Raw genomic sequence first — 23,647 nt, forward strand, 5'->3', positions numbered from 1 at the left:
ATTTATGATTTTTTGGCTTAATGAAAAATTAGTAGATTGACAATTGTGGGAATCCTGGACCGCTTTTTAGGCAAAGAAGAGAATCTTTCTTTTAAAAAGAATCTGCGCAATGTACTGGGTTTTACCCCGGGCAAGCTCGCATTATATAAGGCTGCCCTTACGCATAGGTCCGTAAGGGATAGTGCCGATGAAAATAACGAACGGCTCGAATACCTCGGAGACGCAATTCTCAGTGGGATCGTAGCCGATTTTCTTTTTAAGAAATACCCCTACAAAGAAGAAGGATTTCTTACCGAAATGCGCTCCAAGATGGTAAATCGTAACAAGCTCAACGAAATTGCCATCAAAATGGGTTTGAAAAAGATCACTTTCTACAATAAGTTCGACAATTCGCTAAAGATGAGCCAGATCTTTGGCAATACGCTCGAAGCAGTGGTAGGTGCTATTTACCTCGACCGCGGGTTTACAAAAACCAAGCAATGGGTGTTTGAATGCATTATCATTCCACACTTGTATATGGAAGACCTGGAGAACCTCGAGATCAACCATAAGAATAAATTATACGGCTGGGCCAATAAAAATGGGAAGAACCTGGAGTTTGAAACCCTCGATGAACGCATAGAAGGCGGTCGCCGCCTGTTTACCATCGGCGCCGTAGTAGATGGTGAATTACTGGCCGAAGGCAAAGCCTATAATAAAAAAGACGCCAGCCAGATTGCCGCCGCCATCGCCATCGATAAACTGGGTTTGAACAAAACTGAAGTTCCTGACGAAGAATAGGCCCGGAAATACCGAATGTTCAATATTCAATATCGAAGTACTTACAATTACTTCTGATCTCTGTATTCCAACTTCTACATTCAACATTCGATACCTGCCTGCCGGCAGGCAGGTTCAATATTCGACGTTCCTCTCTCTTTCCTCATTCCTCTGTTTTTAATTCTTAATTTTTCATTTCCCTGGATAACATAACCTGTCACGCCCTAGCGGATTAGCTTATTCTTCCTAAATACTTCCCCTTATTGTAATGTTTTTCCAGATATGGGAACATTTCCATGTGCTGGCAGCTGGTTCCTGGCCAGGAAAAATATATTTTTTTGAGACTTTGGGAAAAATAATAATGCTTCTGATTATCATTTATTTATAACAAAAATTACCCATTTCCGGCGACCTTCTACCCCCTTATTTTACCCATGCCAAAAAAATCAGGTACGTGTATTGAAAATATTTAAGCATAAAACTGTTTACCCCATGAAATCAATTTACACTACCCTTTTCGCCCTCCTGATGGCTACCAGCCTGATGGCAGGCTCTATCAAATCCAAAAGTAATAACTGGAACTTAACCGGTACATGGAACCTGAACCGCTTACCCGCCAATGGCGATAGCATTATAATACCCGCTGATTCTGTAGTAACCCTCGATCAGCTCATTGACCTGGATAATGTGGTAGTTATTATATATGGCACTTTAGATCTGGAAAATGGTAAATTAAGATTGAATTCAGCCAGTCGCATCATAATATATAGCGGTGGAAAAATAACCGGTGTAAACTCTAACGATCAAATCAAGATCGGTAGCGACATTAAGTTCAAGGGAACACAACTTGTTCAAACAGGCTATAGCTACGCAGATAATACAACCGGTAACGGCTTTTCGGCTGGCGCTACTCTCCCTGTTGTTTTTCAATCGTTTTATATTACCCGCCAGGGTTCAAACAACCAGCTTAGCTGGAGTACCAGTGAAGAAGTAAACAACAACTATTATGCAATAGAAAAAAGTACTGATGCCCGCAACTGGAAACAAATAGCTGTAATAATGGGCGCAGGTACATCCAGCCTGGTTAATAAATACGCTTATACCGATAAAAACAGTGCCGATGCAGTAGTTTATTACCGCATACGCCAGGTAGATATGAATGGAAGCGCTTTTTATTCAGCCATTCGGTCATTACGCAATAATGCAAACAGCCAGGTGACCAACATTTTTGCTTCATCAAACAAAACAGTGACCATCGACTTTAACAGCGATGTAAGAGATAACGTATCTATACAATTAATAAACATGAGCGGACAGGTTATAGTGCGCAAAGATTTTAATCAGGCTTCTTACCGGCTTATCGTAAATGCGATGAGTGCCGGCTCCGGTGTGTACGCCGTACGGGTTAGTGATAGCAAGGGTTGGAGCGAGGTTAAGAAAATAGCATTGTAGGTTTAATGGTCCTCATATTAGGTAAACAGTAATGGTTCCGCTGTGTCTACAGCGGAACTTTTTTTATACGTTTAGTCTATTTTTTTATGTAATCATCGCAGTTACAGCATCTTCCGTCTATAACCGGCTGCCCGTGTGGATTATTACCTTTTCTTGTATTATATTCACAGGGTTAAGTCAGTATCTTTAAGCGAATTGCTATGTCATGTCGGCATTTAACCCGGAACGTCATATAACCAATGTAGACTACAAAATAGTGGCTGCTTTGGAAAAAATTTCTGAAGTGTTCAGGGTCTTGTTATGGACGGAAGCCAAGGAACATAAGCTGAGCCCCATACAACTGCAGTTGCTTATTTTTATCAAATACCATACTTCCGACAAGCAGCGCCGCATAGCCTCCATGGCGCGGGAATTCAATCTTACCAAAGCCACCATCAGCGATTCAATAAAAGTATTGGAGCAGAAAGGGCTCATCAAAAGAACGGATGACGCCCTTGATTCACGCAGTTTTAATTTTTCGCTTACCGATCAGGGAATGAAGCTCACCGGCATGATCGAGAACTTTACCCTGCCGCTGGATGGCGCCATAGCTACTTTAACACCCCAACAAAAAGACCAGTTTTTAAAACTGGTGCTCGATCTTATATACCGGTTAAATCAAAGCGGAATTATTTCAACACAACGTATGTGTTACACCTGCTTTTATTATAATGGCGACAGGCAGCAGGACCATTTTTGCAACCTTATGCAAAAGCCATTGGCCATTGATGAATTGCGTATAGAGTGCCCGGAACATGTGATGGGGGGGAAGGCAAGTTAATTAGTTAATAAGTTATTGTGTTAGTAAGTTGAAGTATAACTAAGAACTCAATAACTAACGAACTCAATAACTATTTTCGCTCCATACACAATTCTACCAGCACCCCATTAGTATTTTTCGGATGAAGAAAGCACACTAACTTATTATCGGCGCCGGGCTTTGGTTTTTCGTTCAGTAGAACAAAACCTTCACTAACGAGCCGTTTCATTTCCGCTTCAATGTCTTCTACTTCAAAAGCAATATGGTGTATGCCTTCACCTTTTTTCTCTATGAAGCGGGCAATCACTCCTTCGGCGCTGCTGCTTTCCAGCAATTCTATTTTGGTATCGCCGGTCTTAAAAAAGGCGGTAGCCACCTGCTCGCTTTCAACCTGCTCGGTTTTATAGCAGGAAGTATTCAGCAGTTTTTCAAACAAAGGCACCGATTGAGATAATTCGCGAACGGCAATACCAATGTGTTCGATTTTCAGCATATCACGTAGTTGTAGTTTGTTAGGTAACAAATTTAATGGAATAGCTTTTGGAGTATTAAAAAACAGTTTCATGTTACAAGTTACAGGGACTTTAAAATTCGGTAATCCCACTATTATTCAGTTTGCTTGCCCTGAAACCTGGAACCTGGAACTTGCAACCTGGAACCCGGAAACCGGCAATCAAATACAACCATTTCAATTAATTTTGTGTTTACAACCTTGGGTAATACCCAATGAATATGCTGAAACTTCCCATTTATCTCGATCATAACGCCACAACGCCCTGCGACCCGCGGGTAATGGAAGTGATGTTGCCCTATTTCACCGATCTGTATGGCAATGCGGCCAGTCGCAGCCACTCCTTTGGCTGGCAGGCCGAAGAGGCGGTAGACTATGCCCGCGAACAGGTAGCCAGGCTTATTGGTGCCGAACCCAAAGAGATCATTTTTACCTCAGGCGCCACAGAAGGCGATAACCTGGCCATAAAAGGGGCGTTTGAAATGTATGCCGGCAAGGGAAACCATATTATTACCTGTGTAACCGAACACAAGGCTGTGCTGGATACCTGCAGGCATATTGAGAAGTTGGGCGGAACCGTAACCTACCTGCCGGTAAATAAAGAAGGCCTGATAGATCTGCAACAACTGGAAGCAGCTATCACCCCTCGCACCATTTTGATAGCTATCATGTACGCCAATAATGAAACAGGCACCATTCAACCGGTTAAAGAAATAGGCAAACTGGCCAAAAAGCACGGCGTGTTGTTCTTTACCGACGCTACCCAGGCGGTAGGCAAAATACCAGTTGATGTTATAAAAGATGAAATTGACCTGCTCACCTGCAGTGCGCATAAGATGTATGGACCAAAAGGGGTGGGGGCATTGTACGTACGCCGGAAAAATCCGCGCGTTAAATTAACGGCCCAGTTAGATGGCGGCGGTCATGAAAAGGGAATGCGTAGTGGTACGCTGAATGTCCCCGGCATTGCCGGTCTTGGAAAAGCTGCCGACATCTGCCGCCAGCAACTGGAAGCAGATGGCCAACGCCTGAGCCAATTGCGCGATAAACTGGAAAATGCCCTGTTGAAACTGGATGCTACTTATGTAAATGGAAGCCGGGACCACCGCCTGCCACACGTTGCCAATATCTCGTTTAACTTTGTGAACGGGGACGGGCTGATGATGGGATTGAATAAAGAGGTGGCGCTATCGTCCGGGGCTGCCTGTACCAGTGCATCCATGGAACCCAGCTATGTGCTCAAAGCGCTGGGGGTAGAAGATGACCTGGCGCATAGCTCCTTACGGTTTTCCATTGGCCGGTTCACCACAGAAGAACAAATTGATTTTGTGATAGAAAAGGTGACTAATACGGTGGAACTGCTACGTAAGAATTTGATAATTAGCTAATTTGAAAATGAGAAAACAAAAGTTCAAACGAATTGAAGTACAAAATAGAAAAGGTTATCTTTAAACAAATCAGGTAAAAAAGCGTTATAAAATAGGATGTGCTTTTATTGAAAATCAAATCATTAGAAGCTGAATTTTCAAATTTGCACATTTTCAAACCTTCAAATTATGATTTTTGTAAGCGATAAAGCAAAAGAGAAAGTAAGTAAACTGATGGAAGAAGGCGGCCATGCCCCCGATGCCGGTTATTTTTTACGGGTATCAGTGGTAGGTGGCGGATGTTCTGGCCTCAGTTATAAAATGGATTTTGATAACCAATCGAAACCCGGTGACCAGGTGTTTGAAGATAACGGCGTAAAAGTGGTTACCGACCTGAAGAGCTTTTTGTACCTGGTGAATACCACGCTGGAATTCTCAGAAGGGCTTAATGGCAAGGGATTCTATTTTAATAATCCCAATGCGAGCCGCACCTGCGCATGTGGAGAAAGCTTTTCGGTATAGGGAACGCATATGTTATAAAGGCAGAATAGCCTTGTCAAACCTGTTAACTTTATAACCTGCCAACTTTTCTCATCTTCTTACAATACAGGCCCTGTTTTTGTGAAAAACAAGGCCTTTTATTTTTCCCACCGGCTACCTCTCGTTTACCGCTTCTTCGCATTTCCTTCATATCTGGGTCGTTTTTGCATAACCTTTTTATTGAACCTGTCACGTACCTGTTTCGCAGGTATTTCGTAGATGTCTCGTACCTTTTAAAGGAACGGCTTATATACGACACATATACGAGATATGTACGGGATATATACGAAACATTGGATAATCAGATGTAGCCCAAGTACGACCCGGGTACGAACCTGAGGTAAAGAATGAGTAAAAGCCAGTGACGAGTAGTTAGTAGTGCGTGTAGGTGTTATAAGGGGCTGTTTTTCTCCCTTTAGGGCTGGGCCTAAAATAAAAATCCCCCGTTTGTATCGGGGGGACTTTTTATGCAGTAGGTTTCGGCTATTTTATGATTGAACAGAAATAGACGGTAACCGGATGTTCATTTTTCATGGATAATAGTGAAGACTAGACGCAATATAATAAAATTGCTGAAACGAGCGTCATATAGCCGCATCTTTTATTTACTTATACTTATAATCACTTATTTTCGCTCCCATGTGGTCAGTTTGTAAAAAAGAATTCCGGCAATTTTTCAGCAGCCTGACCGGCTACATTGCCATCATCGTATTCCTGTTATTAAATGGATTATTCCTGTTCGTTTTTCCCGATACCAATATCCTTGACTTCGGGTACGCCACTCTTGACAAATTTTTTGAGCTGGCCCCCTGGATCTTGTTATTGCTGATTCCCGCTATTACCATGCGCAGTTTTGCCGACGAATTCAAAGGCGGCACGTTCGAAATTTTGCAAACCAAACCGCTCAGCCGCTGGCAACTGGTTTCGGGAAAATATTTCGGCTCCCTGGGCGTGGTGCTTATTGCCTTAATTCCTACCATTATATACCCCATCAGCGTACAGCAACTGGCTGCCACTGGCGGCGGTATCGATATGGGGGGCACCATTGGCTCCTACATTGGACTGATATTCCTGGCCGGGGTTTTTGTGGCCATCGGTATAGCCTGCAGCAGCGTAACCAATAACGCGGTCGTAGCATTTATTGCCGGCGCGTTCCTTTGCTTTATACTGTATAGCGGGTTCAACGCCGTTAGCCGCATACCTGCCCTGCAGGCCGGCGCCGATTATTATATTGAAATGCTCGGCATCGACTTCCATTACCGCAGCGTAAGCAGGGGAGTGGTTGACAGCCGCGACATTATTTATTTTCTTAGCATCATCCTATTCTTTCTAATATTTACCAACCGCAATTTGTTGAAACGATAATCCGGTAATACACCATGAACAAAATACTGGCTTCAAAACTATGGTGGTTGTTTTTGCTGATCGTATTGGTGGGTATTAACTACCTGGCATCAGTAGTGCATACCCGTGTTGACCTTACTCAGGAAAAAAGATATACTTTATCACCTGCTACCAAAAAATTATTAAAAGGCCTGCCCGATAAAGTTTCCATTACCGTGCTGCTCACCGGCGATATGCCGGCCGGGTTTAAAAAACTTTCCAACAGCACCCAGGAAATGCTGCAGGAGTTTAAAGAACTGGCGGGCAGCAATCTTCAGTACAAATTTGAAAAGTTTGGCGAAGGACTGAGCGATACCGCCCGATCGAACCTGCAGGTACACCTCGACAGCCTGGGCCTTAAACCCACCAACGTTAAGGTAAAGGCAAAGGCCGATGAATCGCAGGAAGAACGCCTGGTTTACCCCGGCGCCCTGGTAAAATACAAAGACCGCGAAGTAGCTATTGATCTTTTACAGGGGCAGGATATGACCGGCGGTGTGCAATCGCTGAACAATGCCGAGGCGCTGCTGGAATATAAAATGGCGCGCACCATTCAAAAGATCACAGCCGATACCGTGCCGGCCATCGGTTACCTGCTTGGCAATGGCGAACTCTTCAACTATAATGTTTACGATCTTGTTGACCGTACCCTGCGCCAGGAATACCGTTTTGGTTGGGTGCCTATTGATAGTGTGCCGGTAATTCCCACGGTTTTTGATGCGCTGGTGATCGTGAAACCCACTATCCCCTTCAGCGATAAGCAAAAGCTGAAAATTGATCAGTACATTATGCAGGGCGGTAAGGTAATATGGCTGATAGATAAGCTGTATGCTGAAATGGACAGCCTCATGCGTTCGCATAGTGATTTTGTAGCGTTTGACCGTAACCTGAACCTCGACGATCAACTATTCAAATACGGCGTTCGCATCAATGGCGACCTGGTACAGGACCTGCAATGCGATAAAATACCGCTGGTAGTAGGCAATTATGGTAACCAGCCTCAAATGCAACTGGTGCCCTGGCCCTATTTCCCAACGTTATCTTCTTACTCAGACCATGCCATTGCCAAGAACCTGGATAATGTGCTATCGATCTTCCCTAATTCTATAGATACGGTAAAAAACAATATCAAAAAAACGATCTTATTATCTACCTCAGAAAGTTCCCGCATCATCAGTACACCCGCCATTGTAACGCTGAACAGTATAAAAACGGAAGATGATTTAAAAACATTCAATAAATCATTTATGCCAATCGCCGTTTTGCTGGAAGGCAGATTTTCATCCCTGTACACCAACCGCTTATCGGGCGGTATGATGGATACCCTGGCCGGGTTGTACAAACAGCCCTTCCGCGCCGCTACCGAAAAAGAAAGCAAAATGATCGTGGTATCGGATGCTGATATTGTTTCGAATGTAGTTACACAGAACGAAGGTCCGCTGAATATGGGCTTTAACCAGTTTACCAATACCCAGTACGCCAACAAAGATTTTTTCCTGAACTGCGTGCAATACCTCACCGATACTTCAGGCATACTCGATACGCGGTCGAAAGATTTTGCCCTTCGCCTGTTAGACCCCAAGAAAACAGATGAAGACCGGGGCCAATGGCAATTGTTGAGCATCGGGTTGCCGGTTTTTGTAGTATTGATATTTGGCGTTGTTTATCAGGCCTTACGGAGGAGAAAATATCAAGGGTAGAAATGGTTTGTTGTTTGTAGTTTTTGGTTTGTTGTTGTTTCATTTTGAGCCGATTAATTATTTGCTTGAATCGCTAAAAGCCCGGGAATCACGCTTTTTGAAATACTACCCCGAGTTTAGCGAGCCCTGCCACAAACAACAAACCATAAACCACAAACTAGGCTTATCTTTGCCGACCATTTAATACATACATGACTCCTGAGCAGCTTACGTTTTTAATATTTGGCAGTTTATTAGTATTGGCTTTGGCATTTGACCTGGGATTACTTAGTAAAAAAACTTCCCATGTAACCATAAAAAAAGCCTTGTGGCAAACAGCCTTCTGGGTTACGCTGGCCCTGCTTTTCTTTGTTTTTGTTTGGGTTGAGAACGGCCACGGCAGAGCCATCAAATATGTGAGCGCCTATTTAATGGAGTGGTCGCTGAGTATTGACAATATCTTCGTCTTCATTCTCATATTTGGGTTTTTTGAAGTAAAGGAAAAGTTTTACGGGCGGGTATTGCTGATCGGTATTTTGATGGCCATCATCTTCCGCATCATCTTCATAGCCATTGGTATAGAGCTGGTGACGCAATTTCACTGGATCCTGTACATCTTCGGTGCTATTTTGGTATACACCGGTTTCGGCATGTTCAAAGCAAAAAATGAAGAAGAAGAAACCCAGAACCTGCAGGAAAACAAGGTGTATAAATTGCTGAAACGGGTATTACCCCTTACGCCCGAGGATGGAGATGGAAAATGGTCGATCAGAAAAGACGGCAAGAAATATTATACCAGCCTGTTTGTAGTGGTGATCATGCTGGCTACCACCGATATTGTATTTGCCCTCGACTCCATTCCGGCGGTATTTACCCTTGCCAAAGGAGATAAACTGGTGATCTATACCTCCAATATTTTTGCCGTACTGGGCTTACGTTCCCTGTTCTTTTTACTGCGGGGCGCCAGTGATAAATTTGCGCATCTGCAACAGGGTATAGCGGTAATACTGATCTTTATCGGGTTGAAGATGTTGTTAGAGGATTTACTGGTTAAATACGTACTGGTTAAATACCATGGCATTAAAGAAATACCAATATATGTTTCCCTGTTAGTGATCGTTACCTGCATTCTTGCCTCTATCGTTTATTCAATAACTGTAAGTAGAAACAATATAAGCAAAGACACCGATGCAGGTATAGACCGGGAAATTCACTGATCAAATTAACCGGGTGAAATACTTTATTGACAATATTGCTTCCATCATAAAAGGAAAGTGGCTCGTTCATCACGATAATGCGCCGATTGAGCAGTTGCTGATAGATAGCCGCAAACTCATCTTTCCCCAAACCTCCTTATTCTTTGCGTTAAAAGGCCCGCGCCGCGATGGGCATACCTTTATTCCTCAACTATACGAAAAAGGCGTTCGCAATTTTATTGTGAGCGAGGCGATGGATGTTACCCACCTGGCCGATGCCAACATATTGCAGGTGAACGATCCTTTACAGGCTTTGCAAAACCTGGTGGCCTGGCACCGGAAACAATTCAGCCTACCGGTAATAGGCATTACCGGTAGCAATGGAAAAACCATTGTAAAAGAATGGTTGAACCAACTGCTGGAAGAAAAATATACCATTATTCGCAGTCCGAAAAGTTATAACTCACAAATAGGCGTGCCGTTGAGCGTATGGCCGCTGAACGAGCAGCATGAGCTGGCGATATTTGAGGCCGGCATTTCGCAGCCCGGCGAAATGGAGCAATTGCAAAAGATCATTCAACCTACCATTGGCATCTTTACCAACATAGGGGAAGCGCATAGCGAAGGGTTTGTGAACCTGCGGCAAAAAGTGAATGAAAAGCTACAACTGTTCAAACAGGTAGAAACGCTTATTTATTGCCAGGACGATCCGGAAATAAACAGTGGGGTTGCCGCCGTATGGCAATTAATGAGCAACAGCAAACGCTTCACCATTTTTAGCTGGAGTATGGTGACCGAGGCCACGTTGCAAATACGTCAGGTATATAAAGAAGGGGGGAAAACGACCATTACGGCCAGTTACCAGCAAGAAGAGATCAGTATAGTAATTCCATTCATCGATAATGCGTCGGTAGAGAATGCCATTCATTGCTGGTGCGTGCTGCTGCATTTACAAATACCGCAACCAGCCATCGCGTTGCAGATGCAGCAGTTGGGCCCTGTGGCCATGCGGCTCGAATTGAAAAAAGGCATTAATAATTGTTCCATCATCAATGACAGTTACAGTGCCGACCTCAGCTCATTTACCATTGCCCTTGATTTTTTAAGCCAGCAACAGCAGCATGCAAAAAAGACGGTTATTCTTTCAGATATTTTGCAAAGCGGCCGCTCAGAAAAAGACCTGTATGCCGAAGTGGGGCGGTTGCTGCAACAACGCCAGGTGAACCGGTTGATCGGGATTGGGGAACGCATTTCGCACCATCAACATATTTTTCAAACCGCCGGTATTCCCGAAGTGGTGTTTTATTCGTCGGTAGACGCTTTTATAAAAGAACTGAATCACCTCCTTTTTAAAGATGAAACCATCCTTTTAAAAGGGGCCCGCATATTTGAACTGGAGCAAATTGACCGGCTGCTGCAGCAGAAAGTACATCAAACGGTTTTGGAGATCGATCTTACTGCCGTTGCGCATAATCTGAAGCAGTTTCAACAGTTATTAAACCCTTCTACCCGCCTTATGGCCATGGTAAAGGCATTTTCGTATGGCAGCGGCAGTTATGAAATTGCCAATGCGCTGCAATTTCACCGGGTCGATTACCTGGCCGTGGCCTATGCCGATGAAGGCGTTGAGCTGCGCAAGGCCGGTATTAATCTGCCTATCATGGTCATGAACCCCGATGAATCAACGTTCGATGTGCTGGTGCAATACAGTTTGGAACCAGACCTGTATTCGCCCGGCATTTTATTATTGTTTGAAGATTTTGTTAAAAAACAGGGCATACAGCAGTTCCCGGTGCATATTGAACTGGAAACGGGAATGAACCGGTTGGGATTTTCGATGGCTGATTTGCCTGTTGTATTGAATGCACTTCGCACCCCGTTCTTTAAAGTGCAAAGTGTGTTCACGCATCTGGCATCGAGCGAAGACCCGCAGCACGATGCGTATACCGATCAGCAGGGCGAGCTGTACATGCAAATGGTAGCGCAATTGCAGGCTGCTGTAAATTATAAGTTCATCAGGCACGTGGTGAATACGGCCGGCATCATTCGCCATCCTAAATGGCACCTCGATATGGTGCGTTTGGGCATTGGCATTTATGGCGGCGACAGCAGCGGTGAGGGCGGATTGGATCTGCGCGAGGTTTCTACCTTAAAGTCAACCATTGCACAAATAAAAAACCTGAAAGAAGGAGAAACGGTGAGCTATGGCCGTAAAGGCGTGGTAACCAGAGATACACGCATTGCCACTGTGCGCATTGGCTATGCCGATGGTTATCCCCGCAGCCTGGGGCATGGCGCCGGTAAAATGATGGTGAACGGTCACCTGGCGCCCGTAATTGGTACGGTTTGCATGGATATGACCATGATTGATATTACCAATATTTCACATGTTCAGGAGGGCGATGAAGTGATTGTTTTTGGCAGTGCTTTGCCGGTAAAACAGGTAGCCCATTGGGCCCAAACTATTCCATATGAGCTGCTTGCCGGAATTTCGCAAAGGGTGAAAAGGGTATATTTTGAAGAATAAACCGCTCATCAATACAAGCCTGATGGGACCTCTATAAAACAGATAAAACCTTATCTTTGGAAACTAAATTTTAGCATAGTGAAGATTAGAACAGTTGCCCTGGTAATACTAGGAATTATTATTGCCGATCAGGCTTTAAAAATATGGGTAAAAACCAGCATGAATTACGGACAGCAGATCTTTTTGCTGGGCAGGTCGTTACGGCTTTATTTTATAGAAAATGAAGGAATGGCCTGGGGTTGGAAATTCGGTGGCGAATGGGGTAAACTGGCCCTCACCATCTTCCGGTTAATTGCCGTGATCTTCGGGGTGTATTACATCCGCAGTATAGTACAAAAGAAATACCATCGTGGTTTTATACTTTGTGTATCGATGATCTTTGCCGGTGCGCTCGGTAACCTCATAGATAGTATGTTCTATGGAATGATCTTCAGCCGCAGCGATGATGGATTACCTTTAGCGCAAATGTTTCCGGCCGGTGGCGGTTATGCAGGGTTCCTGCATGGTAAGGTGGTAGACATGATCTATGCGCCTATCATTGAGAATAAAATGCTGCCAGCGTGGATCCCTTTCTGGGGTGGTGAACGCTTCACGTTCTTCTCACCCATCTTCAATATCGCCGATGCCTCCATTTCAGTAGGCGTTATTGCCATCCTGATCTTCCAGAAGAGATTTTTCAAAAAGAGCCCGTTGGAAGAAGAACCAGTTACGCTAAAAACTGAGGAAGAGTTAAAAGACACGGTGAAGGTGTATAGTGGACAATAAGAATATTGAATAACGAATTTTGAATAATGAACCTGCCTGCCGGCAGGCAGGTGTCGAAGTAGAAATGCTTCGACATTTTTGTTTTATAGATCAAAGCCGAAAGCTATAAGCCGTAAGCCATAAGGCGAAAGCGAAAACTGTATTTGCTTAAATTACAGCTTAAGGCTTATGGCTAAACAAAAAGCCATCGTATATAACGGTGGCTTTTGTTTAGCTATGTGATGCATTAATTAACTATATCTTCCCCACCATATCTTTCGGGTCAACCCACTCGTCGAATTGCCCGGGCGTAACATAGCCCAGCTTCACGGCCATTTCTTTTAAGGTAGTACCTTCTTTATGCGCCTTCTGTGCAATTTCAGCGGCTTTGTAATAACCGATCTTGGTGTTGAGTGAAGTTACCAGCATCAATGAATTATCAACGTGCTTTTTGATGTTGGCTTCAATAGGTTCAATACCTACAGCACATTTTTCATTGAAGCTTACACAACCGTCGCCTATGAGGCGGGCACTGTGCAGGAAGTTATAGATCATTACCGGTTTGAACACGTTCAGCTCAAAGTGACCATTGGCGCCGCCGATATTGATGGCAACATCATTACCCATTACCTGCGCTGCGATCATCGTCAATGCTTCGCACTGCGTGGGGTTTACTTTACCGGGCATGATAGAAGAACCTGGTTCGTTATCGGGAATAAACAATTCACCGATGCCACTGCGCGGGCCACTGGACAGCATGCGAATGTCGTTGGCTATTTTCATGAGGCTGACCGCAACCGTTTTTAAAGCGCCATGGGCTTCAACAATAGCATCATGCGCAGCCAGGGCCTCAAATTTATTTTCAGCCGTAACAAAAGGCAAACCGGTGAGGGCTGCAATATGTTTGGCCACATTCTCAGCATAATTGGGCGGGGTATTGATACCGGTACCAACCGCAGTGCCACCCAATGCCAGTTCGCTCAGGTGCGCCAGGGTATTTTTAATAGCACGCAAGCCATGATCGAGCTGCGAAACGTAGCCGCTGAACTCCTGGCCAACGGTAAGCGGCGTAGCATCCATAAAGTGCGTACGACCGATCTTTACCACGTGCATGTATTGTTTGCTTTTTTCAGCCAGGGTATTGCGCAGTTTTTCAATACCGGGGATGGTTGTTTCAACCAGTATTTTATACGCCGCAATGTGCATGGCGGTGGGAAAGGTATCGTTCGAAGACTGTGACTTGTTTACATCGTCGTTCGGATGGAGGAACTTTTCTTTATCGGTGAGTTTGCCGCCTTTGATCAGGTGACCGCGGTAGGCAACTACTTCATTTACGTTCATGTTGCTTTGGGTACCGGAACCGGTTTGCCAAACCACCAGGGGAAAATAAGCATCCAGTTTTCCTTCCAGGATTTCATCACAAGCCTGACCAATAACATCACTTTTTTCTTTGGGCAGAACCCCTGCTTCGAAATTGGTAATAGCTGCCGCTTTTTTCAGGTATGCAAATGCCCTGATGATCTCTTTGGGCATTTTATTGATATCCTGTGCAATTCTGAAATTGTCAATACTGCGCTGAGTTTGAGCGCCATATAGGGCATCGGCAGGCACCTGCACTTCTCCCATGGTATCTTTTTCGATCCGGAATTCCATATTGTAAAATTTGCGCAAAAATACAGGGTTTCAGGTTACCGGTTGCCGGTTACCAGTTTCCGGGCTTAAAATTCGGGCTCTCCTTTCTTAGTGGTTACTCTCCGAATTTCGGCCCCGGTACCCGGCGACTGGTAACTGGTAACAGCTTTTTCTTATCGAATAATCAATTCGCTTTTCAATACAATGTTTTCGTAAGGCGCTTCCTGACCGGCGGTCTTTTTCTCTATTAAGCGGAATAATAATTCGGTGGCGCTTACGCCCTGGTCGTAGGGGAATTGTTCTACCGAAGCCAGCGGAGGATATTCAACATACTGCGTAACCGGCACGTTGGCGTAGCTTACAAAGCAAATGTCTTTATTGATGGTCAGTTTTTTCTGCCGGGCGTAATGGATGGCATCGAGCGTTACATAGTCATTGAAGGAAAGGATGGCGGTAGGTCTTTTCTTTAGCTGCAATAATGCATCCAGGGCCTTTTTAGTTCCATCTACTGTCAAATCGGTACTTACGATCAGCGATTCATCAACCGCTAGTTTATGCTTTTTATGCGCTTCCATGTAACCGTCGAGCCGCTCGTTCTTCATATTCAGGGTAGGCGGGCCCTGCAGGTAGCCGATACGTTTATGTCCTTTTTTTATGAGCCATTCCACTGCTTCTACCGAGCTGTCGTATAAGTTGCAGCTTACCGAATGAATGTCTTTGGCATCGGGAACGCGATCGAAGAACACCACAGGGATATCGTAATTCTTCATTTGTTCAAAATGCTCAATATGCGTGGTGCTGCTACTGATAGAAGCGATAATGCCATCAACGCGGTGGTTCTTCATCGATTCTATCAGCTTTTGTTCGCGGGCCAGGTCATCGTGACTTTGTCCGATAAGCACAATGTAGTTATGATCGAGCGCTACATCTTCAATGCCGTTGATGGCGGCGGAAAAAAATTCTTCGCGCAGATTGGGAAGCACCAAACCAATGGTAAATGTTTTGCGCTGTTTGAAGAAGATGGCTGTTTGATTAGGTTCGTAATTCAATTCGGCAGCCAGTTTTTTCACCGCCATTTTAGTACGAAGCCCGATGCTTGGGTGATCGTGCAAGGCACGGGACACCGTAGAGGCGGAGATATTCAACCTGCGGGCAATTTCCTTTATGGTAGGGAGTTTCTTTTCCATGGTGTAGTTCCGAAGTTAATCATTGTTATGGCATAAAATGTGGGCAATCGTTTGCGGAAAATACAGCTGAAAGCTGCAAGCTATAAGCTGTAAGCAATACACCGCTGCGCGAGGGGAAATACAGCTGCAAGCCTTTAGCCATAAGCAGTAAGCCATAAGCTGTAAGCAAAGCAAAAGATAATAGAGTTTCTTGTATTGCTTATAGCTTACAGCTCTATTTGCCAGTGAAATTCGGCTTCCTCTTCTCCAGAAACGCATTAGTGCCTTCTTTCATGTCATGCGTGGCGAAGCATTCGCCAAACAGTTTTACTTCTTCGGTAAAACCATCTTTGGTATGATCGAACACGGCATTGGCAGCCTGAATACAACGGCCTACCGCCAGCGGTGCTTTGGTATTTACCAACTCCAGTATGGAGCGGGCTTTGGTCAGCAATTCTTCCTGTGGTACAACATAATTTACAAGTCCATATTGCAGGGCGGTTGCGGCATCGAGCATATTACCGGTAATAAGCAATTCAATTGCCCTTCCTTTACCAATCAATTGCGTTAATCGTTGCGTGCCGCCATAACCGGGTATTAAACCCAGGTTCACTTCGGGCTGACCAAACCGGGCATTGTCTGAAGCGATGCGAAAATGACAGGCCATAGCCAGTTCACAACCACCGCCCAGCGCAAAACCATTCACCGCTGCAATAACAGGTTTGGGCGCATCTTCAATTTTTTTGAAAATGTACTGGCCTTTATGCGCCAGGTCCATGCCTTCACTATGTTTCAATCCAAGGAATTCGCTGATATCGGCGCCTGCTACAAATGCTTTGGCGCCGGCGCCGGTAATGATAGCTGATTTAATTTCCCGGTTGTTATATACTTCGTCAATGGCTGCGTTTAATTCTTCAAACACGGTTTTATTCAACGCATTCATTTTATCGGGCCGGTTGATGGTAATGAGCAGGATACCATTCTCTAATGATGTAGTTATGGCAGAATACATGTTATAAGTTTTTATTAAATACCTTTTACAGGTGCATGATCGTATTGTAAATCTAAACTAATTATGCAATTCGGGCGATGCATATTCAGGTGTAATGGGAAATAGGCCTGAAATGTATTAAACGTAACATGAAGCGTTTTGACGGCCGGCCGGAATGTTTGGTAAAGAACCGTATTTTTGAAACTTAAATGTTGCTTGCATGAATCAGAAAGTAAACAGACCATTACGGATACTGGTGGCCAAAGTTGGACTGGATGGGCACGACCGCGGTGCGAAGGTGATTGCGACGGCCTTACGCGATGCCGGGATGGAAGTGATCTATACCGGGCTGCGGCAAACGCCTGAAATGGTAGTAAATGCTGCGTTGCAGGAAGATGTGGACGCTATTGGCATTAGTATATTGTCTGGCGCACACATGACCGTTTTTCCTAAAGTAGTGGCATTGATGAAAGAAAAGGGAATGGATGATGTGTTGCTTACCGGCGGTGGTATTATTCCCGAAGAAGATATGCAGCAATTGAATGATATAGGGGTAGGGAAGTTGTTTGCACCCGGAACGCCGACGACGGAGATAGCGGGGTATATAGCGGAGTGGGTAGCCACTCATAGAAGTTTTTAGGGGGTGGACTTGTTGTTTAGCTGTAAGATTCAAGTTTCAAGCTGCAAGCTGCAAGCTGTAAGCTGCAAGCTGTAAGCCGAAAGCTGTAAGATGCAAGCTGTAAGCTGTAAGCTTCAAGCTGCAAGCTTCAAGCTTCAAGCTGCAAGCAACGCCAAGAGACGTTAATTTTGAATTAATGCATTTTGAAAACCTGTAAGCATTCTTTGTTCTTCGAGTAATGCAGTTTTTAGCTCCCGTAATAACTGTTGGTTACCTTTGTTTAGTTGTTCGGCAATAATAATTTGGGTTTCCAATTCAAACGAAGAGCCCAGGGCTATTTCAATAAATCGTGAATAATCTTTCTCACTTCTTCGACTACTTCCTTCGGCAATATTGGAGGGAATTGAAATCCCTGCTTTATTCATTTGTTGTACAATGGAATATTTATCTTCCCTGGGAAATGTTTCTGTTACGCGGTAGGTTTTTATGGCTATGGCAATACCATTTTGCCAAATCTTCAATTCTTTAAAATTTCTCATTGAAGCCAGGTTTAATGATTATTATCTATGTGCTGTATTTGCTTGCAGCTTGAAGCTTGTGGCCTGAAGCTGCAAGTTATAATTCTATAGATTACAATTGCCCCAATAGGTTACTTACCCTCTTCACCGTCTCTTCCTTCCCAATAATCCCCGCAATATCAAACACGCCCGGGCCGAACTTACCCCCGACCAGCATTATACGCAATGGCAATAATACTTCGCCGGGTTTAATTTGTTTGGCTGCGGCCAGTTCTTTAAACCCATGTTCCAGATCAGCGGCAACCCAGTTGGTTTGCTGTTGCAGGTAATTGATAACATCACCAAAAAATGCCTGCTTGGCTTCGTTCCATTTGGGTTTTATGGCATCGAGGTCCCATTGCTGCGGCGTTTGAAAAAAGAAACGCGCCTGCTCAACAAAATCAGCAATGAAAGTGCAACGCTCTTTCACTAATGCAATCACTGTTTCAAGCTTTACATCATCATTTACTGAAATTCCCTGCTGTTCAAGCGTTTTTCTTACTTCCGGCTTCAGTCTTCCAACTTCCGATTTCTTGATCCATTCATGGTTGAACCATTTGGCTTTCTCAAAATCGAATTTGGCGCCGCCTTTATGGACCCGGTCCATCGAAAACTTTTGTACGAGTTCATCCAGGGTAAATAATTCCTGGTCGGTACCATCATTCCAACCCAGCATGGCCAGCATATTAATAAATGCTTCGGGCAGAAATCCTATTTCGCGAAAACCTTTGGTTAATTCATTGGTGCCGGGAACCGTCCAGTTCATGGCAAATACGGGAAAGCCCAACCGATCTCCATCGCGTTTGCTGAGCTTGCCATTGCCATCGGGTTTTAAGATCAACGGCAAATGCGCCCATTGCGGCATATCTTTTTCCCAACCCAGGTATTTCCATAATAATACGTGCACCGGTGAACTGGGCAACCATTCTTCGCCGCGGAATGCATGCGTGATTTTCATTAAGTAATCATCTACCACCACGGCGAGGTGATAGGTAGGCATACCATCGGCTTTTAATAACACTTTATCATCAACAAGCTCGGTATGAAAACTTACTTCGCCGCGGATCATATCAGTAAAAGTTACTGTTTCATTTTCAGGCATCCTGATGCGAATGACGTGCGGAACATTATCGGCCAGTAACCGCTCTGTTTCTTCGAACGTAAGCGAACACGAGTTGCGCATTTGCATCCGCACTTTGTGATCGTATTGAGGAGAAGGATTTTCGGCTGTTTTAAACCGTTCACGCATGGAGTCCAGTTCATCTGGCCGGTCGAACGCATAATAAGCTTTTCCTTCCTGCACTAAAAATTCAGCGTATTGTCTGTATAGGTCTTTACGCTCGCTTTGGCGATAAGGAGCATACGGGCCGCCTGCCTGCGGACTTTCATCTGGTTGCAGTCCGCACCATTTTAAACACTCATAAATGTATTCTTCTGCGCCCGGTACATAACGACTTTGGTCGGTATCTTCAATACGCAACACGAAGTCGCCACCCTGCTGGCGGGCAAACAAATAATTGTATAAAACTGTTCTAACACCTCCCAAATGAAGGCCGCCTGTTGGACTGGGCGCAAACCGTACTCTTACTTTTTTTGCCATAGGGAGCAAATATAAGTTGAAAAGTTGATGGGGTTGACAAGTTGAAGTAAGCTAGAGGCTGGTAGCGAGTAGGGGAGGCAGGAAATAGCAAGCAGTTGCTATCAATTGCGAGTTACAAATTAAAATCCCTCTAGCCACTAGCTACTTATTACTAGCTTTTACTACTAGCCAAATTCTTGTATCTTGTTTCCTGTAATTAAATATTATGCAGAAGGTCCTTGTTCTCCTGTGTTTGGTGATCATATATAAAATTGTACCGGCCCAGTTAACTTATAATACGTTATATGTGGATTATGATAGTGCCTGGACGTACAAAAATTTAAAAATTATTCCCATTCGGCCGAAAGGTTCTGGCGCTTCGGGCCAGGTTGTACCAGGTGTTATATCATTACGCCAGGGGCTGGAAAATGGGACCGTTGTAGTAAGTGAACGCGGGTCTGCGGCAACAGAAAATGTGCACTGGCTTCGGATAAATAATAATGGTCAGCAATCGGTTTTTATCGGGTCGGGAGAAGTTATTCTCGGCGGTCGGCAGGACCGGATGGTAGCCAGGGATACCATTCTGCCGCCTTCAATGAAAGACCAGTACATTCCGGTTATGTGTGTGGAAGAAGGAAGATGGAGCGATAAAGAAAAAAAGTTCCAGTATAGTAATTACGCCGATCCCACCTTACGTAAAATATTGGACCAGTCAAAAAACCAGGTGCTTGTTTGGAAAGAAATTTTTGCACAATTAAATTATAGTGGCACCAAATCACCCTCTTTGGCTTATCTGGCGCATCGCAATGATAAAAAATTTACACCTGAGCAGACTGCGTATCTACGTTACTTCAGCGAGAAATTTAAAAATAGCGATAGCACAATAACAGGTTTTGTTTGCATGAGCGGCAATAAAGTGATCGGTTGCGATGTATTCGCCGGTACAAATTTATTTTATGGTGAATTACAACCGCTGTTGCATGGTTATATTGAAGAAGCGATCACTTTTGGCAGTACGCCGGTCATTAAAGATGAAAAAGTAAAAACATATCTTAACCCCATACTTACCGAAGAAGCTTCGCAGGAAGCATACCTTAAAAAAAATGGTAAGGTGTTTAAATACAAAGAGAAAGTAGTACACATTACCGGTTACGCACAGTAATTTCATTTACATTTGTTATAGAGGATCGGTAGCATGCTGTATTTTGTAAAAACACCATGGTGGCTTAAAAGGCTTTATCCGCGTTGTGTTTGGGACATTCCAGTCAAAGAGAAAATCTTGTATCTCACATTTGACGATGGTCCCCACCCGGTAGTTACCCCATTTGTGTTAGATCAGCTTAAACAGTATAATGCCAAAGCCACTTTTTTTTGTATCGGGAAGAACGTGGTCGCACATCCTGATATTTATCGTACGATCCTGAACGATGGGCATCGTATAGGCAACCATACGTTCGATCATTTGAATGGTTGGAAAGTAACCGACGAACTTTATTTAAAAAATATTCTTGCTGCGGGAAAATACATCGACTCCAATCTATTTCGACCTCCCTATGGTAAGATCACCCGCTTTCAGGTAAAATTATTAACGGGTATCCGAAATTCTCCCGTGAACAGCAATTTCAAAATTATTATGTGGGATGTGCTAAGTGGTGACTTTGATGTTGAAAAAACGGCGGAGACCTGTTCCGTGAACGTTACAAAGAACGCACAACCGGGTTCAGTGATCGTTTTTCACGATAGTGAGAAAGCTTTTCCACGCCTGAAGGATGCACTACCAAAAACGCTGCAGTATTTTAGCGAAAAAGGCTACCGATTTGAAGCTATTAGCCTGTAAATAAGTGGTAAAATAAGGGTAGAAAAAAGGTGAATTTGCGACAGTATGTCCTTAAAAAAAGTTGGGCCTGGGTAGACACCCTGGCCCGTTTTTAATCCGTACCCTATGAAAACTGACTTAAAGGTATAAACTTTTTTGATTAATGCAAAGTAATTTCGTGAACCTGGCCATTTACCGTGAAACTTGCCTTGTTATCGCAGCTTCCCGGGCCGTAATCCAGCACTGCCACTGCGTCATTTCCCTTCTTCAGGCCAAGGGTTCCCTTTGAAATCCAGCGACAAATAAATCTTTTGATGAGGGGGGAAGTGATGGTTGTTGCCCATTGAAAGTACTTTCCGTCTTTTTGCACCGCTCCGCCGGCCTGCCCGGTGATATTATAGGCATCATCGAGCCCAATAAGGGGGGTAGCGCCGCCTTCTATCTGCGTAACCGTTTTTGTACTGCTCCATTGCATATAATTGCCATTCGACCGGCTTAGTTTGGCATTGATAACCTGCGTAGTATAACTTTTTTTATCGGGAGTGCCGGTATTGGTCAATTTATGGGAGCCTTCTACTTTTACGTTATCTAAATAGTAGCCGTCGAATGTAGTGGTGGCAGAGTTGCCCGCAACGACCAGGTGGCCGGTATAAAGAACGATTATTTTGCCTTTGCGGGTCCTTCCATCGCGGCCGGTGCAACCGCTGCCGAAATCGATGGTTATTTGTAAAGGAAAGCGGGTAGAGCCTAATTGTTTGGTAATCACTGTGTAGCAAGTGGTGGAGTCTACACCTTCCACACGATTGGTTGAGCCGGAACTTACATCAACCCGCCCAAAAACGCCGGTTCCGCCAATACCTACTTCACTGCTTACGCCCATCACATTATTAAAAACATCATCAAAAACCACTTCAGCCTCAGCGTCTGATTCCAATGCGACCGTAGCAAACTCTTCCTTACCGGCAGCGCCAGAAGCGTCATCATGTTTTTTACATGCAGAAAAAACAAGACTGGTAACCATGATGGTTGCCAGTAACCCGTTAATTGACTTGGGCATAGTTTTCATAAAACAAATTAAGGCTAATTATGAGAAACTAAATAACCAGATTATGACGGCGGGCTTAATAAATAGTTTAAAAGAATCATAAATTTTTTGGGAATTTTGCGGCCGATATGAATATTCAATTAATTGATACTCATTGCCATTTATATGGGCAGGAGTTTGCCCAGGACATCCGTGCCGTGATTGAGCGGGCTGAAAATGAAGGGGTTCGGCAGTTTTACCTGCCGGCTGTAGATAGCGAGGCGCATGATGCCATGCTGCAATTGGAGCTTGATTTTCCAGGGAAATGTTTTGCCATGATGGGGTTGCACCCCTGTTCGGTAAAAGAAGATTATAAGGAGGAGCTGGCCCTGGTGGGCGAATGGCTGGGTAAGCGACCTTTTAAGGCTGTAGGGGAAATTGGGCTTGATTATTACTGGGATAAGACCTTTGTGGCAGCGCAGCAGGAAGCGTTTCACCAGCAAATTGAGTGGGCTTTACAATACCAGTTGCCGATCGTGATCCATTCCCGGGAGTCGATGGCCGATAGCATTCGCATTGTTCAGGAGCACCAGAAAGGCAGCTTGCGGGGAATTTTTCATTGCTTTACCGGTACCCTGGAGGAGGCGCAACAGATCATTGAGCTGGGATTTTACCTGGGGATCGGGGGCGTGGTAACTTACAAAAATACCCATTTACGCGAAGTGTTAAAAGTGGTTTCCATGGACCAAATTGTGCTGGAAACGGATGCGCCCTACCTTACGCCGGTACCTTTTAGGGGAAAAAGGAATGAAAGCAGTTATCTGAAATACATTGTAGAAAAGATAGCGGAGGTAAAAGAAATATCAGTTGAGGAGGCTGCCACCATCACTACAGCGAATGCAAAAAAAATATTCGGGTCCTAAGGGCGGAAGGTGTAAATTTGCTGCCCTTTAAAAAAGGAGAGCAAGACTTAGGTTGAAAGGTTTTTGAAGGCATTGTATGGAGACTTGTCCGAGTGGTTGAAGGAGCACGCCTGGAAAGTGTGTATACGGGAAACCGTATCGAGGGTTCGAATCCCTCAGTCTCCGCAGGAAAATGAAAGAGCCTTTGAGTTGTTAGACTCAAAGGCTCTTTTAAAATTAAAAATATTTTATTGTAGAAGGGAGTCTTAAGGATCAAGTTGAATTCTTGGGGGATTTAGGAGAAATTTGTTGTTTTGCAGCCTAATAAAACGGATAAGAAACATTGGAAAAGGATCAGGAAAAAGCATTGTTAGGCTATTTTTTACCATCAGGGACACTTGATT

21 protein-coding genes and 1 tRNA gene are annotated in these 23,647 nt (G+C 44.3%); 15 read left to right on the forward strand and 7 right to left on the reverse strand.

Annotated elements, in window-relative coordinates:
- The first annotated feature begins 45 nt into the window (after positions 1-45).
- From FAM09_RS20455 to FAM09_RS20465, 3 genes are all read left to right on the forward strand, one after another.
- Positions 46-780, forward strand: a complete 735-nt coding sequence (locus FAM09_RS20455) for a ribonuclease III family protein (protein ID WP_243751738.1) — start codon at positions 46-48, stop codon at positions 778-780.
- A gap of 471 nt (positions 781-1,251) precedes the next feature.
- On the forward strand, positions 1,252-2,211 hold the full coding sequence (locus tag FAM09_RS20460; RefSeq protein ID WP_136578993.1) for a T9SS type A sorting domain-containing protein: 960 nt from the start codon (positions 1,252-1,254) through the stop codon (positions 2,209-2,211).
- A gap of 205 nt (positions 2,212-2,416) precedes the next feature.
- Positions 2,417-3,031 (forward strand): MarR family winged helix-turn-helix transcriptional regulator, encoded by a 615-nt coding sequence (locus tag FAM09_RS20465; protein WP_136578994.1) that lies wholly within the window; start codon positions 2,417-2,419, stop codon positions 3,029-3,031.
- Positions 3,032-3,101: 70 nt separating this feature from the next.
- On the opposite strand, the gene mce is transcribed toward FAM09_RS20465, so the two are convergent.
- Positions 3,102-3,503, reverse strand: a complete 402-nt coding sequence (gene mce, locus FAM09_RS20470) for a methylmalonyl-CoA epimerase (protein WP_136578995.1) — start codon at positions 3,501-3,503, stop codon at positions 3,102-3,104.
- Positions 3,504-3,742: 239 nt separating this feature from the next.
- Here mce and FAM09_RS20475 point away from each other — a divergent pair, with 239 nt between their 5' ends.
- From FAM09_RS20475 to FAM09_RS20505, 7 genes are all read left to right on the forward strand, one after another.
- Complete coding sequence (locus FAM09_RS20475) at positions 3,743-4,909, forward strand: IscS subfamily cysteine desulfurase (protein WP_208025613.1); 1,167 nt, start codon at positions 3,743-3,745, stop codon at positions 4,907-4,909.
- 168 nt (positions 4,910-5,077) lie between these two features.
- Positions 5,078-5,410 carry a HesB/IscA family protein gene (locus FAM09_RS20480; RefSeq protein WP_136578996.1) on the forward strand — a complete coding sequence of 111 codons (333 nt, stop codon included), beginning with the start codon at positions 5,078-5,080 and terminating at the stop codon, positions 5,408-5,410.
- 657 nt (positions 5,411-6,067) lie between these two features.
- A complete protein-coding gene (gldF, locus tag FAM09_RS20485; protein WP_136578997.1) occupies positions 6,068-6,793 on the forward strand; it encodes a gliding motility-associated ABC transporter permease subunit GldF in 726 nt (241 codons plus the stop codon).
- Positions 6,794-6,807: 14 nt separating this feature from the next.
- Entirely contained in the window at positions 6,808-8,511 is a 1,704-nt protein-coding gene (gldG, locus tag FAM09_RS20490) for a gliding motility-associated ABC transporter substrate-binding protein GldG (protein WP_136578998.1), read from the forward strand.
- Between the two features lie 191 nt (positions 8,512-8,702).
- Entirely contained in the window at positions 8,703-9,707 is a 1,005-nt protein-coding gene (locus tag FAM09_RS20495; protein ID WP_136578999.1) for a TerC/Alx family metal homeostasis membrane protein, read from the forward strand.
- 13 nt (positions 9,708-9,720) lie between these two features.
- A complete protein-coding gene (locus tag FAM09_RS20500) occupies positions 9,721-12,213 on the forward strand; it encodes a bifunctional UDP-N-acetylmuramoyl-tripeptide:D-alanyl-D-alanine ligase/alanine racemase (RefSeq protein WP_243751731.1) in 2,493 nt (830 codons plus the stop codon).
- Between the two features lie 78 nt (positions 12,214-12,291).
- The gene (locus FAM09_RS20505) at positions 12,292-12,978 is read left to right on the forward strand and encodes a lipoprotein signal peptidase (RefSeq protein ID WP_136579001.1); all 687 of its coding nucleotides are present in this window, start codon (positions 12,292-12,294) and stop codon (positions 12,976-12,978) included.
- Between the two features lie 234 nt (positions 12,979-13,212).
- Here FAM09_RS20505 and fumC read toward each other — a convergent pair whose 3' ends face one another.
- The 3 genes from fumC to FAM09_RS20520 form a co-directional block, all read right to left on the reverse strand.
- The gene (gene fumC / locus FAM09_RS20510; protein ID WP_136579002.1) at positions 13,213-14,610 is read right to left on the reverse strand and encodes a class II fumarate hydratase; all 1,398 of its coding nucleotides are present in this window, start codon (positions 14,608-14,610) and stop codon (positions 13,213-13,215) included.
- A gap of 152 nt (positions 14,611-14,762) precedes the next feature.
- The gene (locus tag FAM09_RS20515; protein WP_136579003.1) at positions 14,763-15,776 is read right to left on the reverse strand and encodes a LacI family DNA-binding transcriptional regulator; all 1,014 of its coding nucleotides are present in this window, start codon (positions 15,774-15,776) and stop codon (positions 14,763-14,765) included.
- 214 nt (positions 15,777-15,990) lie between these two features.
- Positions 15,991-16,767: an enoyl-CoA hydratase/isomerase family protein gene (locus tag FAM09_RS20520; RefSeq protein ID WP_136579004.1), complete on the reverse strand. Its 777-nt coding sequence runs from the start codon at positions 16,765-16,767 to the stop codon at positions 15,991-15,993.
- A gap of 199 nt (positions 16,768-16,966) precedes the next feature.
- Between FAM09_RS20520 and FAM09_RS20525 the strand changes: the two genes are divergently transcribed.
- Positions 16,967-17,386, forward strand: coding sequence for a cobalamin B12-binding domain-containing protein (locus tag FAM09_RS20525; RefSeq protein WP_136579005.1), 420 nt, complete (start codon positions 16,967-16,969; stop codon positions 17,384-17,386).
- Between the two features lie 161 nt (positions 17,387-17,547).
- Here FAM09_RS20525 and FAM09_RS20530 read toward each other — a convergent pair whose 3' ends face one another.
- Complete coding sequence (locus FAM09_RS20530) at positions 17,548-17,904, reverse strand: four helix bundle protein (RefSeq protein WP_136579006.1); 357 nt, start codon at positions 17,902-17,904, stop codon at positions 17,548-17,550.
- Positions 17,905-17,995: 91 nt separating this feature from the next.
- On the reverse strand, positions 17,996-19,522 hold the full coding sequence (gene gltX, locus FAM09_RS20535) for a glutamate--tRNA ligase (protein WP_136579007.1): 1,527 nt from the start codon (positions 19,520-19,522) through the stop codon (positions 17,996-17,998).
- A gap of 205 nt (positions 19,523-19,727) precedes the next feature.
- On the opposite strand from gltX, the gene FAM09_RS20540 reads away from it, so the two are divergent.
- Positions 19,728-20,663 (forward strand): ARPP-1 family domain-containing protein, encoded by a 936-nt coding sequence (locus FAM09_RS20540; protein WP_136579008.1) that lies wholly within the window; start codon positions 19,728-19,730, stop codon positions 20,661-20,663.
- A 33-nt stretch (positions 20,664-20,696) separates the two neighbouring features.
- The gene (locus FAM09_RS20545; protein ID WP_136579009.1) at positions 20,697-21,338 is read left to right on the forward strand and encodes a polysaccharide deacetylase family protein; all 642 of its coding nucleotides are present in this window, start codon (positions 20,697-20,699) and stop codon (positions 21,336-21,338) included.
- A gap of 139 nt (positions 21,339-21,477) precedes the next feature.
- Here FAM09_RS20545 and FAM09_RS20550 read toward each other — a convergent pair whose 3' ends face one another.
- Complete coding sequence (locus FAM09_RS20550) at positions 21,478-22,383, reverse strand: hypothetical protein (protein WP_208025614.1); 906 nt, start codon at positions 22,381-22,383, stop codon at positions 21,478-21,480.
- A 107-nt stretch (positions 22,384-22,490) separates the two neighbouring features.
- Between FAM09_RS20550 and FAM09_RS20555 the strand changes: the two genes are divergently transcribed.
- Both FAM09_RS20555 and FAM09_RS20560 read left to right on the forward strand, forming a co-directional pair.
- Positions 22,491-23,264 carry a TatD family hydrolase gene (locus FAM09_RS20555; protein WP_136579011.1) on the forward strand — a complete coding sequence of 258 codons (774 nt, stop codon included), beginning with the start codon at positions 22,491-22,493 and terminating at the stop codon, positions 23,262-23,264.
- 78 nt (positions 23,265-23,342) lie between these two features.
- Positions 23,343-23,429, forward strand: a tRNA-Ser gene (locus FAM09_RS20560).
- The last annotated feature ends 218 nt before the right edge of the window (positions 23,430-23,647 follow it).

Origin of the sequence: Niastella caeni (assembly GCF_004834005.1) — a bacterium.
GTDB classification, from domain to species: domain Bacteria; phylum Bacteroidota; class Bacteroidia; order Chitinophagales; family Chitinophagaceae; genus Niastella; species Niastella caeni.